The organism is Paenibacillus dendritiformis, assembly GCF_021654795.1.
Lineage (GTDB): Bacteria > Bacillota > Bacilli > Paenibacillales > Paenibacillaceae > Paenibacillus_B.
In genome coordinates this window covers 2,772,891-2,786,233 of the sequence record NZ_AP025344.1, presented here as the reverse complement: position 1 = coordinate 2,786,233, position 13,343 = coordinate 2,772,891, and the positions used below count along the sequence as shown (strand labels likewise).

The 13,343-nt window shown below is 55.1% G+C and carries 10 protein-coding genes and 1 other annotated feature; of the genes, 1 reads left to right on the top strand and 9 read right to left on the bottom strand.

Annotated elements, in window-relative coordinates:
• Nucleotides 1-28: 28 nt before the first annotated feature.
• The 6 genes from L6439_RS12255 to L6439_RS12230 all read right to left on the bottom strand — a co-directional run bounded on the left by L6439_RS12255 (nucleotide 29) and on the right by L6439_RS12230 (nucleotide 6,172).
• Nucleotides 29-1,603: a GMC family oxidoreductase gene (locus L6439_RS12255; protein WP_168182478.1), complete on the bottom strand. Its 1,575-nt coding sequence runs from the start codon at nucleotides 1,601-1,603 to the stop codon at nucleotides 29-31.
• Nucleotides 1,600-2,196 carry a gluconate 2-dehydrogenase subunit 3 family protein gene (locus tag L6439_RS12250; RefSeq protein ID WP_213471184.1) on the bottom strand — a complete coding sequence of 199 codons (597 nt, stop codon included), beginning with the start codon at nucleotides 2,194-2,196 and terminating at the stop codon, nucleotides 1,600-1,602. The genes L6439_RS12255 and L6439_RS12250 overlap by 4 nt, the downstream gene beginning before the upstream one ends.
• A 3-nt stretch (nucleotides 2,197-2,199) precedes the next feature.
• Entirely contained in the window at nucleotides 2,200-2,598 is a 399-nt protein-coding gene (locus L6439_RS12245) for a hypothetical protein (protein WP_168182480.1), read from the bottom strand.
• A gap of 294 nt (nucleotides 2,599-2,892) precedes the next feature.
• A complete protein-coding gene (locus tag L6439_RS12240) occupies nucleotides 2,893-3,090 on the bottom strand; it encodes a hypothetical protein (RefSeq protein ID WP_237096838.1) in 198 nt (65 codons plus the stop codon).
• Nucleotides 3,091-3,249: 159 nt separating this feature from the next.
• Nucleotides 3,250-4,461, bottom strand: a complete 1,212-nt coding sequence (locus L6439_RS12235) for an MFS transporter (RefSeq protein ID WP_213471185.1) — start codon at nucleotides 4,459-4,461, stop codon at nucleotides 3,250-3,252.
• Nucleotides 4,462-4,717: 256 nt separating this feature from the next.
• Nucleotides 4,718-6,172, bottom strand: a complete 1,455-nt coding sequence (locus tag L6439_RS12230) for a pyridoxal phosphate-dependent decarboxylase family protein (protein ID WP_213471186.1) — start codon at nucleotides 6,170-6,172, stop codon at nucleotides 4,718-4,720.
• A gap of 511 nt (nucleotides 6,173-6,683) precedes the next feature.
• Nucleotides 6,684-6,940: a binding site (T-box leader), on the top strand.
• 62 nt (nucleotides 6,941-7,002) lie between these two features.
• On the opposite strand from L6439_RS12230, the gene brnQ reads away from it, so the two are divergent.
• On the top strand, nucleotides 7,003-8,367 hold the full coding sequence (gene brnQ, locus L6439_RS12225) for a branched-chain amino acid transport system II carrier protein (RefSeq protein ID WP_213471187.1): 1,365 nt from the start codon (nucleotides 7,003-7,005) through the stop codon (nucleotides 8,365-8,367).
• Between the two features lie 1,285 nt (nucleotides 8,368-9,652).
• Here the strand turns inward: brnQ and nrdF are convergent.
• The 3 genes from nrdF to nrdI form a co-directional block, all read right to left on the bottom strand.
• Nucleotides 9,653-10,648, bottom strand: a complete 996-nt coding sequence (nrdF, locus tag L6439_RS12220) for a class 1b ribonucleoside-diphosphate reductase subunit beta (protein ID WP_168178229.1) — start codon at nucleotides 10,646-10,648, stop codon at nucleotides 9,653-9,655.
• Between the two features lie 75 nt (nucleotides 10,649-10,723).
• Nucleotides 10,724-12,778 (bottom strand): class 1b ribonucleoside-diphosphate reductase subunit alpha, encoded by a 2,055-nt coding sequence (nrdE, locus tag L6439_RS12215; RefSeq protein WP_237096909.1) that lies wholly within the window; start codon nucleotides 12,776-12,778, stop codon nucleotides 10,724-10,726.
• 10 nt (nucleotides 12,779-12,788) lie between these two features.
• On the bottom strand, nucleotides 12,789-13,160 hold the full coding sequence (nrdI, locus tag L6439_RS12210; protein ID WP_168178227.1) for a class Ib ribonucleoside-diphosphate reductase assembly flavoprotein NrdI: 372 nt from the start codon (nucleotides 13,158-13,160) through the stop codon (nucleotides 12,789-12,791).
• Between the last annotated feature and the right edge of the window lie 183 nt (nucleotides 13,161-13,343).

Here is a 13,343-nt window from a genome sequence, read left to right as displayed (position 1 = left end):
TGCGGCCAGCGGCACTGCTCCGGTCTCGTCACAACTCCAGCTTCTTTGCCTTTTCCTTAATATAATCGGCCGTTCGGAGCGCCAATGACATGACCGTGTTCGTCGGGTTGCCGGCGCCGGATGTGACGAAGATGCTCGCGTCACAGATGAACAGATTGGGAATATCATGGGTTTGTCCATAGGAATTGACGACCGAGCTCTCCGGATCATTTCCCATGCGGCAGCCCCCCATCATATGGGCGCTGTCGGGAATGACGAATTCGACCTTGCCGCCCGCGGCATCGAGAATCGCCTTCATGTTCGCGACCGCATGATCGATGAGCTTCCGATCGTTATCGCCGTAACTGAAGGTGACCTTGGCGCGGGGCAAGCCATGCTCGTCTTTTTCATCCGTCAACGTTACCCGGTTCTCCGGATGGGGCAGCACTTCGCCGACCAGCGTCACTCTTCCATAATAGTTGTAATCGAGCAGCGTCTCCCTTAGCCGTTCCCCCCACATCGGGCCTCCCTCGGCCTTCGAGATCCCGCTCGCGAATTCGACCGGCCTCGCCCCGTGAGCATGAAGGGTATACCCGCGCACGAAATTATTGTTCGGGTCGGTCCGGTAGAAATCCTGGGTCGTGGCCAGCACCGGAGTGCCTTTATACAGTCTGATTTCGTTGTCGAATTTGGCATAGACGTCATGGCTGCTGTGCACCATGACGGCCTTCCCGACCCAGCCGCTGCGGTTCGCCAGCCCGTCGGGGAATTGCGCGGTCGCCGAGTTGAGCAGAAGACGCGGCGTCTCGACCACGTAGGCGGACAAGATGACGAGCTTCGCTTTTTGCTCATAAGATTTCCCTTCATGGATGAAAGCGACTCCCTTCGCCTTCCCGTCAGGGCTCATGATGACCCGGGTTACCATGCAGTCCGCCAAGACCTCGGCCCCTGCCTTGATCGCCTTCGGAATATGAACGATGAGCGTGCTGAACTTGGCGTCCGGCATGCAGCCTTGATTGCAGAAGCCCCGGTTGATGCAAGGGGGACGGCCCTCGAACGGCGCGGACAGAATCGCGAGCGGAGCCACAGAGGAGCGGATACCGAGCTTGTCGCAGCCGTTCATGAACATGTACGCGTTCGGGCTGAGGGGCTCCCTCTCTGGATAGGGATACGGCCCATGGTAGTTGCCCCACGGAAAATGCTTCGGCCCGGATACGGCAATTTCCTTTTCGGTTCTCGCATAGTACCTTTCCAGGTCGTGATATCCGATCGGCCAATCCTCCGCGACCCCATCCAGCGTCCTCGCCCGGAAATCCGCCTCGTGGAACCGCAAAAACACCGCCGTAAAATGAACGGTTCCGCCCCCGACCCCGCGGCCGGAATTGTTATGGCCCATCGTCAAGGGATCCTTTCCGTCCACGATCCGGGTATCCTGCCATCCCAGATTCCTCATCGCGAGCTCATCGCTCGCAAAATCCTTCTGCGGATCTCGGAACGGCCCGGCCTCGAGGACAACCACGCTCATCCCCGCTTCGCTTAATTCTTTGGCCAGCACGCCGCCTGCGGCGCCCGCGCCCACGATGACGACATCCACTTCTTCGTTCGCGTATTTTCGGTTCATCATTGTTCCGGCTGAGCCTCCCATGGATCCAATTGTCCCATCTGCGTGCGGACATATCCCCGCGGATAGGCCGGACCGGCGTATCCGATGTCGGACCATACCTTCGGGTGAGAATAGTACGCTTCGACCGTCAGATTCAGCAGCTTCCTGAACAGTTCGGCTTGCGGTATGCCGGTCCATGCTTTTTTCGGCTTGGCGGCGGATTGGCTCATGTCCTGCAAATATTGCCTCTGGATGTCCGCGTCCAGGTCCGCAAAAGAGGCGGAGTGCAAGGCTTGGGCCGCTTGCTCCAGCGCCAGGAGTCCCGTCCGAAGCAGCTTCGGCGCTTCGGGAACGCCCGCCTTGCGCTGGCTCTCCCCTGGGGAGCGATGCATCGTGCGGTCGATGTGGACAAGCACGTAATCGAGCGCTTCCGGCGTCTCATCGTCTACGAGCAGCGAGGCGATGCGCCGGATCATGCCGGCCTCGGGCGGCGTAAAAAAGTGCAAAGCATTGTTCGGCTTGACGCGGGACATCACGATGGTCTGCGTATGGTCATCCCATTCATGCCGTTCCTTCATCACATCAAAAGACGGATAATGACTATGCCGTGCCATCGGTCATCCCACCTTCCAGTACATCGCAATCAATCCTAGCGCGCTTAGCGCGGAGAACATCAGCGGGAGAATGACGGGCGGACCAATCATGAAGTTGCGCAAGGCCCATCCCCCGACCCGAACCCCGACTCCCCGGAAATGAAAATAAAAGCCGATCAGGCCGGATATCAGGCCGAGCCACATCAGCACCTGGAACAGAGCGGCAAGCCAGTCCCGGTTATACCAGGTCAACACGATCCCCGCCAGGAAGAACACGGGAGACAGCAACACGGGCACCCACATCGCTTTGTGGTGAAAGTTTTGGCGATAATGAAACATTGTCACCTGAACGCTCATCAAGAGAAACGCCAGACTGACAAACAAAATGAGAACTCGATCCATCGACCATGCAGACCAATTCATGCAGCGACCCCTTTTGTTAAATTTTCGTAATTTTCAATTCAATTATTTCCGGCATCATGACCGGATATTCCTGCTTGGCGCTGCGGGACCTGCGGCATAACACTTCAAGCTCCCGTCCGCCCAAGGCTTCGGGGAGCTTTACAGAACACGGATTGCCTTATTTCACCCGCCGCCCGTCGGCATCCTGCTGCAAGCCCCGCAGGTTCGCATACAATCCCGCTCGGGCAACCCGTTCGGGATGCGAGCCTTCCTCGGCGAGCCGGCCCTGGTCAAGCACCAGGATCGGCGCGTTTTTCAGCAAAGCCCGGGCAATCGCGGACTCACCAGAATGTAAAACAGGCTATAGGGCGTTTTGAAAATATCCGTAACTCGTAACGAAATATCGCGATACTGGGCAACGGCCTGCTTGAAGGTCAACAAGGTATCCGCGGCAATGCCGAATATCTTTACGGCAGGCACCCCTCGCACATATTCCACGCCGGTCGCATTCATCTCTTCCGCCGCGAATCTGGCCGCCCGCGCTTGCAAAAAGTCGGGCCTGCAGCCAGAAACCGATGCCGATCGGCCCAAGCAGCACGAGTGCCATCCGCCAATCGAGCCAGAATAAACAACCGATCAGCATCAGCGGGATCACGACGGACAAGTCACGGTCTATTTCTCCGCATTCGCTGCTTCCGCCGCTCCCTTGCTTGCGCCCAGCTTCGCCCCGCCGACAAGCAGCGTAACGGCCATCAGCAGCACTAAGGCAGCGACCGCCGCAAAGGGCAGATGCTTATCCAGCTGGTACAAGCTCGTGCTCGCGATCGGGGCGATTACGGCGGAGATGCCGGAGACCGATCCGACGAGCCCCGCTACGCCGCCTTGCTGCTCGGGGGCCACCGCTAGCGAGGAAGCGGACATGAAGCCCGGCATCATCAGCCCGGTTCCGATACCGAACAAGAAGAAGGCCGCGTAAAAGCTGACGAGCCCAATGACGAACAGGAAGAGCAGCATGCTGAGGATGAGCAGCGCCGATCCAATCAGAATCAAGGGCTGGGGCTGCCATTTCGGCTTTTTCATCTGGATGCCCTGGGTCACAATCATCGCCACCCCGCTCACCATCAAGCCCATGGACACCATCCGCGCGGTCTCCTGCGTCGTCATCGACAACTGATCCTGAAAATAGAAGCCGCCGATCACTTGCAAGGTGACGATGCTGAGCATCGTCGCCAGTCCGGCGAACAGATAAAGGCGAAGACCGCGTTGGAACGGGTTCACCTTCGGCGGCTTGGCCTGAATCTTCGCCTTATGCGCCGGAATCAGCAGCAGGGCGACCGCCATCGCGACAAGCGGCAGCAGCGCGCCAATATACAGCGGCCAGATCAGGCCGATAATCGCGAACGCTCCGGCAATCGCCGGGCCAAGCACGAGGCCCATGCCATTGGCGGCCCCGATCAGAGCCATTCCTGCCGAGCGGCCCTGCTCATCCGTGATGTCCGCCATATACGCCTGCGCGGCGGAGGGAACGGCCGGAATGAACAGGCCGACCAGCCCGCGCGCCACGATGAGCAGCGCGACCAGCAGCCCGCCGCCGATCAGCCCGGACAAGCCGGCATACATCGTCGCCGTGAACAGCACATAGCTGATGAACATGCCGAGGAAGCCAAGCAAGATGACCGCCTTCCTTCCCCGCACATCGCTATATCTGCCCCACACCGGCGCCATCACGGCCATGGCAACCGATCCGAGCGAAATAATCAACCCTGAATGCGTCTCGCTCAGTCCCAACTCGCGAATCAGCGGAGGCATCACAGGGGCGATGATCATAAACCCGACCATCGCCACGAACACGCTAAAAAATATACTGAATCGAACTCGATTCACCTTTGCATCGTTCCTTTCCCCATTTTTCTATGCACAGTCATGCTTCCATCGCTGCTTAACATGGCGCGCTCCCTTTCATGCTAGGCGAGAATTCAGAGGCCAGCCACCGATGAACGGATTATGTCTGCCTCAAAACGGATTATTTGTACGGTTCCCGTATCCACGGCCAGGATCAAAAAAAGAACCGACTCTGCGGCAGCGGCCGTACAAGTCGATTCCTAGTCGCCGCGTACAAGTCGATTCCTGGTTTTCTTTATTATCTTTCTTTTTTGTTCATCATCTGCGCCCTTGCGCTATTGAGCAGCCTCACCAGCGCGATAATATCTTCCTCAGCCGTCTCATAATTCGTGATGCAAGCCCGCAGCGCCGGTTCTTGGTTCATGTCGTATACGGATATCCATGCCTGTCCCGAACGCACTGCCTCTCCACAGATGAACGAGACGAACTTCGCTCGGCTCTCTTCCGGGACGCGGATGTCCGTAAAGCATACGACGGGCAGCACGGTATCATTGACGACCGTCCAATTCGAGCGCGTCAGCTCCTGACGCAAGCGGTTCCCCATCTCGGCCTGGTGCCGCACCACCCTGCGGTAGCCTTCCCAGCCCGCCGTCGCCAACGATAAGTACAATTTCAAGCCGATAAATCTCCGCGACCATTGAATCGAATGGGTGAACGGATCCACTCGATTCAGGCCAGCCCCTTCCTTCGGCATATAATCGGCCGTGATGCTGAACGCTTGATGCAAAACCTCACGATGACGCGTCAAATACATCCCCGCTCCCATCGGAACAGACATCCATTTATGCGCGTCGAAGGTAATCGAATCGGCCCGCCGAATGTCACGAAGCTGCTCCATCAGTTCTGGCGCGAACACGCAGGCTCCGCCATATGCCGCATCCACATGCAGCCACAGTCCTTCATCTTCCGCGACATCCGCAAGTTCGCCAATCGGATCGATCGCCCCGGCTCCGGTCGTTCCCCCCGTCGCGATGAGGAGACACGGAGCATATCCGGCGGCGCGATCCGCCGCGATCTGCCGCTGAAGCGCATGGACATTCATGCGCAATTGCGAGTCCGCCGGAATGATGCGCAGCGAATCGGTACCCAGACCGCATGAACGCGCAGCCTTCACCAGGGAATGGTGGCTCTCCGCAGATGCGTACATCACGGGCTGCGCCTTGAGCGACCTCAGCCCTTCCTTGCCATAGGACGGAAAATGATGAATCAATGCGGTCAGCACGGCCGTCAGATTGGCCTCCGCTCCCCCCGTCGTAAATGTCCCGTCTGCCGCCTCGGCGGAATAACCGAATTGGGCGGCGATTTCTTTCAGCACGTATTGCTCGATTTCGACCGCTATGGGCGCATGACTCCACGCCGCAAGCTGCGGATTGAACGCCGCGGTGACCATGTCCGCCATAATTCCCATGTAGTTGGGCCGAGGATTATACAGCCCGAAATACCGGGGATGCGGCGTATGTACCTGGAATCGGGTTAATCCCTCCACAATATGATCAATCGCCTCTTGCGCGCTGACGGGATGCTCGAACGATAATCTCTGCGCAAACGAAACGATCGCATCCACATCTAGCTCAGGCGAGACTCGGACTCCGCCCACGCTCCCCATATAGTCATTGATTCGTTCCAGCAGTTCCTCTCCGATGCTCATTCGCTCTTCCCTGTCCAAATCCAGATTGAATTTTTTCGTTGTCATCTCCAAAACGCTTCCCCTCTGCGTCGTAATGTTGAATTCCTGTGCTGCTTCCGAGTATACACCCGCAGTCATCCGCAGGGACTTGTTTTCGAATAAAACCGCAATATATCGAAACTAGAGAGCGAGGAGCGGTAAGTTTTCATCTCGCTGCGACAGTTTCATACAGCAATTCGATAAGAAGGAAGAAGCACAAAAGCACATGAGAGGGTCGGTGGTTCGATTGACCCAAAAAGTAGACCATAAACCAATTGAAGGCATTAAGCAGTTGCTTTAGCGATATAATGTGAAGAAGACGGACGTAAGGGAAACCAAGGAAATGAGGGATGAATGGTGACGAAGGGAATCATTTTTGATACAATTTTTGCAGGATGGCTATTAAATGATGACAATATCCAAGGCCGGTGTGTTTTACCGTAGAGCAATGATAATTCCTGCAGGAATATTTTGTGAAATATTGTGCATAGACAAGCTCCATGGTATTATGTGAAAATAGATAACAAATCACTTGGCGTAAATTTCATGGACGAGAAGAGTAGGCTATGAATCCCGATCCCCAGAGAGTTGGCGTATGCTGCAAGCCAACGTTCGGCTCATAACTGAAGGTCATCTCCGAGAAGCGCGGCTGAACTCGAGTAAGCTGCGACGGACTTCCACCGTTATCCGGAAATCGTATGGCATATCAATACGTGTTGAGCTGCATGGTGCGGGAACGATAAAATTCCGCGCCGTGAAAATGGGTGGTAACGCGGATCATAATCCGTCCCTGTGGAGGGGCGGATTTTTTTGCGTTTTGGGTGCAAAAGCGTCAAGAAATCTAGGGGGAAGAAAAGATGAAATCACTATCGAAAAGCCACGTATTTTTCGTGGGACTCATGCTTTTTTCGTTATTTTTTGGCGCGGGGAACTTAATCTTTCCGCCGATTTTGGGGCAGCAGGCGGGAGACAACTTCGCCGTCGCCATACTGGGCTTCATTGTGACCGGCGTTGGCTTGCCGCTGCTCGCCGTCATCGCGATTGCCATGACGGGCCGGGACGTGCAGCATCTCGCAGGCCGGGTGCATCCGAAGTTCGGTATCCTGTTTGCCATTATCGCCTATTTGTCGATCGGTCCTTTCATGGGGATTCCGCGCGTAGCTAATGTGTCCTTCGAGATGGGAATGCGTCCCTTTCTGCCCGAGCCTCTTCAACCAAACGGTTGGGTGCTTCTGGCTTATACGCTCGCGTTCTTTATTCTCGTCTACTGGCTCTGCTTGAATCCATCGAAATTGGTGGCTCGCATCGGGAAGATTCTTACGCCCTTGCTGCTCCTATCCATCGCCGCACTCTTCATCTCCGCGATGGTGAGCCCGCTTGGAGAAGCGCAGCCTGCGGTACAGGAATATGCGACGTCTCCCGGCGTCAAAGGATTTATGGAAGGTTATTTGACGTTGGATGCAATCGCCGCGCTCGCGTTCGGCATCATCGTCGTCAATGCAATCCGCGATCAAGGCGTTAAGGACAAGCGCGCGATTACGAAATCCGCCGTTCAAGCCGGCGTCATCGCGGGCGCGGGCTTGTCGCTCGTCTATGCGGCGCTGGGATGGCTCGGAGTGACAAGTGTTACCGAATTCGGGTATGCGAAAAATGGCGGGCAGCTGTTGACGCAAATCGTCCAGAAACTATTCGGACAGTCCGGATTGCTCCTATTGGCCGTCATCGTTACACTTGCCTGTCTGACGACCTGCATCGGATTGGTATCCGCATGCAGTCAGTATTTTTCCACCTTATTCCGCAGGCTCAGTTATAGTCAAGTCGCGTTCCTGACTTGCGCAGCGGGCTTGTTGGTAGCCAATCTAGGGTTGAATACCATTCTGTCGGTATCTGTTCCGGTGCTGCTGGTCATCTACCCTGTCGCTATTGTGTTACTTTTGATGTCCATGGGCCACCGCCTCTTCGGCGGGCGCCCGTCCGTCTATGCCGGCGCGCTAATCGGCACCGTGCTCATTAGCTTATTTGAAGGGTTGAAGGAGGCCAACGTCCCGGTAGAACAGGTTACGGAGTGGCTCAAGCATCACCTCCCTTTGTATAAGCAGGGAATCGGCTGGGTCATTCCGGCGGTGGCAGGCGGGATTATCGGCTGGCTGATTGGTTGGGCAATCAGCGCGATTAAGAATCGCGGACAGGCCGGCGCCCCGGCTTCGCAATACAAAAAGTAAGTTGCAGCAGTCATCCAAATACAATACAGCAGCTTCTCACAAAGCCGGCGCCATGCCGGCTTTTTTGATTTTGACATGCGGCGGGTTCCCTTTTTGACTTGTTGAGTGCGGGTGGCGGCGTGGCGGGACGCGGGGAAGTAGATTCCTGCATTTATACATCATTTTTGGCTATTTTAGCCTCTAGGCAGCGGAATTCCTGCAAATCTGCATCATTTTCGCGGATCTTCTCTTCTTTTTAAGCGTTCGTCCTGAAATTGCTGCACTTTTGCAGGATTCCCTCTTAGCTGCAGACGTGATCATGAGAATACTGCAGATTTGCAGCATTTTTGAGCGCTCTGTCACTGTTCCAATTTGGATTTGGCGTGCGGCGGGTTCCCTTTTTGACTTGTTGAGTGCGGGTGGCGGCGTGGCGGGACACGGGGAAGTAGATTCCTGCATTTATACATCATTTTTGGCTATTTTAGCCTCTAGGCAGCGGAATTCCTGCAAATCTGCATCATTTTCGCGGATCTTCTCTTCTTTTTAAGCGATCGTCCTGAAATTGCTGCACTTTTGCAGGATTCCCTCTTAGCTGCAGACGTGATCATGAGAATACTGCAGATTTGCAGCATTTTTGAGCGCTTTGCCGCTGTTCCAAGCTAGGGAACCGGAATTCCAGCAACTTGAAGCCGCACGGGCGCAGTCAGCCCGCTTCGCGAACTCTGCAAGCCGCACGGGCGCAGTCATCCCGCTTCTCGTACTCTGCAGGCCACACGGGCGCAGTCGTCGCGCTTCTCGTACACTGCAGGCCACACGGGCGCAGTCAGCCCGCTTCTCGTACTCTGCAAGCCGCACGGGCGCAGTCATCCCGCTTCTCGTACTCTGCAAGCCGCACGGGCACAGTCAGCCCGCTTCTCGTACTCTGCAAGCCGCACGGGCACAGTCAGCCCGCTTCTCGTACTCTGCAAGCCGCACGGGCGCAGTCATCTCGCTTCTCGTACACTGCAGGCCACACGGGCGCAGTCAGCCCGCTTCTCGTACTCTGCAAGCCGCACGGGCGCAGTCAGCCCGCTTCTCGTACTCTGCAAGCCGCACGGGCGCAGTCAGCCCGCTTCTCGTACTCTGCAAGCCGCACGGGCGCAGTCATCGCGCTTCTCGTACACTGCAGGCCGCACGGGCGCAGTCATCGTGCGGCCCAGGCAGCTGTCCGCGGCACGGTATCAAAAAACACCCCCAGCAGGCTGCGAAGAAGCCGGCGGCTTCGTCCGTTGCCCGTGCTGAAGGGTGCCACAAACACATATGTTCGTTAGAATATCTCCGATTGCTTCACGCGATCGTTCAGCATCGCAAAGTCTTTGTCCTGCAAAGGCTCCACTTTCCCCTTCTGGTACCCGCTGCCCTTCGTCGAGAAGAAATCATGCGTGCTCGTCTCGGTGCGAATGCCGTTCAGCACGACCGGGTTGACTTCCTCTTCCGGGAAGTGTGGCTCAAAGCCAAGGTTCATGAGCGCTTTGTTGGCGTTATAGCGAATATACTTCTTCACTTCATGCGTAAGTCCGATCGCATCGTACAGATGCTCCGTATACTCCAGCTCGTTCTCATACAGCTCTATCAGCAGATCTTGCACAAACCGGGACAGCTCCTGCTGCATGGCCGCGCTCTGCTTGTTGTAGATTTCTTGCGCCAGCAAGCCTACGAAGACGCCGTGAACACTTTCGTCCCGGATGATCAGCTTGATGATCTCCCCGCTGGCGACCATTTTGCCTTGTCCGGCCAAGTACAGCGGATAGAAGAAGCCGGAGTAGAACAAGAAGCTCTCCAGAAAGACGGAGGCGACCATGGCCTTGTACAGGCTGACCGGATCATTGTCTTGAATGCCTTTGTACAGACCATCGATGATCGCGGTCTTCTTCTGCAGATGCTTGTTCTCCTTCACCCAGTCGAACGTCTCGTCGATCATGGCCGTGCTGGCCACGGTCGTAAAGATCGTGCTGTAGCTCTTCGCATGAATCTCTTCCATCGCGGCCTGGAAGATCAGAATCGCTTTTTTCTGCTTGCCTTCGACATGTTGGGCAATGACTGGCATCCCCACATTCCCCTGCTCCGTATCCAACAGCGTGAGGCCGCCAAGCACATGCATATAGGCGAGCTTCTCGTCTTCCGTCATTTTGGTCCACGACTTCAGGTCCTTCGAGATCGGAATCTCGGTATCCAGCCAGAACTGGGACGTATTTTGCGTCCACAGCATTTCCATATAATCCGATTCGGGTCGGTTCCAGTTCACTGCTTCAAAATTTTTCATCGACGAATTCTCCTTCTACATCTGCAACTTCTGCTACTAAAAAGGCTAGGCTACGAGTGATACGACGTATTCAACTTAGACGACGCAGCTCACGCACTCGTCGATTGTTTTCTTTTTCGTCCGGGTATAGTAGAGTGTCTTGAGCCCCTTCTTCTGCGCGTAGATATAGTACTTCGCCAGATCGCGGGTCGTCAGATCATCCTTCACGAACAAGACGGTCGAAATGGCTTGGTCGACGTGGACCTGCACGTCCGCAACCAGGTCGATCAGGTTGAACATATCCATATCGTAAGCTTCTTTGTAATAGAAGTAGTTCTCATCGCTAATGTACGGCATCGGGTAGATCGTCTTGGAATCGCCGTATTCGCGCTCTTCGATGCGCTGCGTAATCGGCGCGATGGACGCCGTCGAGGACTGCAGGTACGAGATCGAGCCGGTAGGCGCGATCGCCAGGCGGTACGCATGATACAAGCCATGCTCCATCACCTGCTCCTTCAAGCGGGCCCAATCCTCGAGGGTCGGAATCGCATGCCCTTCGAACAGCTGCTGCACCCGCTCCGTCTTCGGACTGAAGTCCGTATTCAGATAACGGTCGAAGTATGCGCCGCTTGCGTACTCGCTCTTCTCGAAGTCTTTGAACGTCACGCCGCGCTCCTGCGCGATCAGCATCGAACGCTCCAGGGAATAGAAATTCACCATCATGAAGAAGGTGCGAACGAAGTCTCTCGCTTCCTTCGATTCATAGGCGATCCTGTTCTTCGCCAAAAAGCCGTGCAGGTTCATCGCGCCCAAGCCGACGGAATGGAGCTCGCGGTTCGCCTTGGCCACCGAAGGCACAATGCTGATATTGCTGCGGTCGCTCACCTCGGTCAACGCATCCATCGCGCGGTGAACCGTATCGCGCATCCGTTTATTTTTCATGACGTTAACAATATTCAACGAGCCGAGGTTGCAGGAAATATCGCGATGGATCTCGTCCTCTACGCCGTAGTCGTTGATCGTGGACACTTCGCTCAGCTGCGCAATCTCGCTGCACAAGTTCGAGAACTTGACGCGTCCGATTTCTTTGAGCGCATGGTATTCATTCGTATTGTCCACGAACATAATGTAAGGATAGCCCGACTCCATCTGAATCTGCGCAATCTTCAAAATCAGGTCGCGCGCGACAATCTTCTTTTTCCGGACATTCGGATTGTCGACAAGCTCGTCGTACATCTCGCTGATGTCCATGTCGTCCAGATGTTTGCCGTACTCCTTGTACACGGTATACGGGTAGAACAAGTACATATCCTTGTCCTGCTCCACCAGCTCGAAAAACTTATTCGGCGCGACTACGCCAAGCGATAACGTCTTCATCCGAATTTTCTCGTCGCTGTTGATCTTCTTCGTGTCGAGGAATTCATGGATGTCGGAATGGAAGACGTTCAAGTAGACGACGCCGCTGCCGTCGCGCTGACCCAATTGGTTCGCGTAGGAGAATGCATCCTCAAACAGCTTCATGACCGGCAGGACGCCGCTTGCTTTGCCGTCCAGCCCTTTGATTTGCTCGCCGGCGCCGCGGATTTTGCTCAAATTCAGGCTCACGCCGCCGCCAATCTTGCTCAGCTGCAGCGCCGAGTTGATCGAGAATCCGATCGAGTTCATCGAATCGTCCACCTCGAGCAGGAAGCAGCTGACCAGTTCCCCTCTCCGCTTCTTGCCGGCATTCAGGAAGGTCGGCGTCGCCGGCTGATACTCTTGAGAAATCAGCAACTCGGCATACTCGAACGCCTTGTCGATATCCCCGCTCGCCAGGAACAGGGAGACGACGGCCAGGCGGTCCTCGTAGCGCTCCAGGAATTTCGTATCGTCATTGGTCTTCATGGCGTAGTTGTTATAGAACTTGAACGCGCTCATGAACGACGGGAAGCGGAACTTTTTCGCGTATAAATATTCGTAGAGCCGCTTGACATCCTTGAATTCGTACTGATCGAACAGTTCCTTTTCATAGTAGTCGTTCTCTACCAGATAATGAATCTTTTCCTCAAGATTATGGAAGAATACTGTATTTTGATTGACATAGTCGATGAAATAGCTTTTCGCCGCCTCCCGATCTTTGTCAAATTGGAACTTTCCGTCCTTCTGGACCATAATTTCGTTGTTAAGCTGTATCCATTTTGGTATCAAAGTACTGGACCTCCCGAGTAAATTGTGCTACATCCTTCTTCGTGCCGCTGAGCTCGAACTTCATCAGTACGGGCACGGAATATAATCGAGAAATATGATCGGCTGCCAGTCCGTACCGGACGCCCCAGTTCATATTGCCGCTGGAAGCGACCCCTTGCAGCAAATGGCCATGCTCCTCAAGGAATTCCATCGTAGATTGAGGCACTTGTCCGAACCCTGTCGTGTACGTGATCAAAATAAAGGGTTCAGCCAGCTTCGTATCTGCGGATATGCGAACACACTCCATATCCAGCTTCTCGACAAAACGCTTCACGTTGCCAGTCTTCGAGTCGTACGCGATAAGCACGTGATCCCTCCGTCGCCTAGAAATCTTTCAAATAGAGCCGCCTGGAGTCACCAAAAAAAGCACATCTCAAAGAAAAGAGACCGAAGCCGATGGACGCGATGAACCGATGCACCGTGCCCGATTATGGCGCTTCCTTCTCCTTGCTCTTCGAAGAATGATAGAAACATAGAATCTTGGTTAGTC

Bases quoted from the DNA above. Each gene is read 5' to 3' on its own strand.
- L6439_RS12245 (WP_168182480.1), bottom strand. From the start codon at position 2,598: ATGAATTGGTCTGCATGGTCGATGGATCGAGTTCTCATTTTGTTTGTC.
- nrdE (WP_237096909.1), bottom strand. From the start codon at position 12,778: ATGGTCCAGAAGGACGGAAAGTTCCAATTTGACAAAGATCGGGAGGCG.
- L6439_RS12250 (WP_213471184.1), bottom strand. From the start codon at position 2,196: ATGGCACGGCATAGTCATTATCCGTCTTTTGATGTGATGAAGGAACGG.
- brnQ (WP_213471187.1), top strand. From the start codon at position 7,003: ATGAAATCACTATCGAAAAGCCACGTATTTTTCGTGGGACTCATGCTT.
- L6439_RS12255 (WP_168182478.1), bottom strand. From the start codon at position 1,603: ATGATGAACCGAAAATACGCGAACGAAGAAGTGGATGTCGTCATCGTG.
- nrdF (WP_168178229.1), bottom strand. From the start codon at position 10,648: ATGAAAAATTTTGAAGCAGTGAACTGGAACCGACCCGAATCGGATTAT.
- L6439_RS12240 (WP_237096838.1), bottom strand. From the start codon at position 3,090: ATGAATGCGACCGGCGTGGAATATGTGCGAGGGGTGCCTGCCGTAAAG.
- L6439_RS12230 (WP_213471186.1), bottom strand. From the start codon at position 6,172: ATGACAACGAAAAAATTCAATCTGGATTTGGACAGGGAAGAGCGAATG.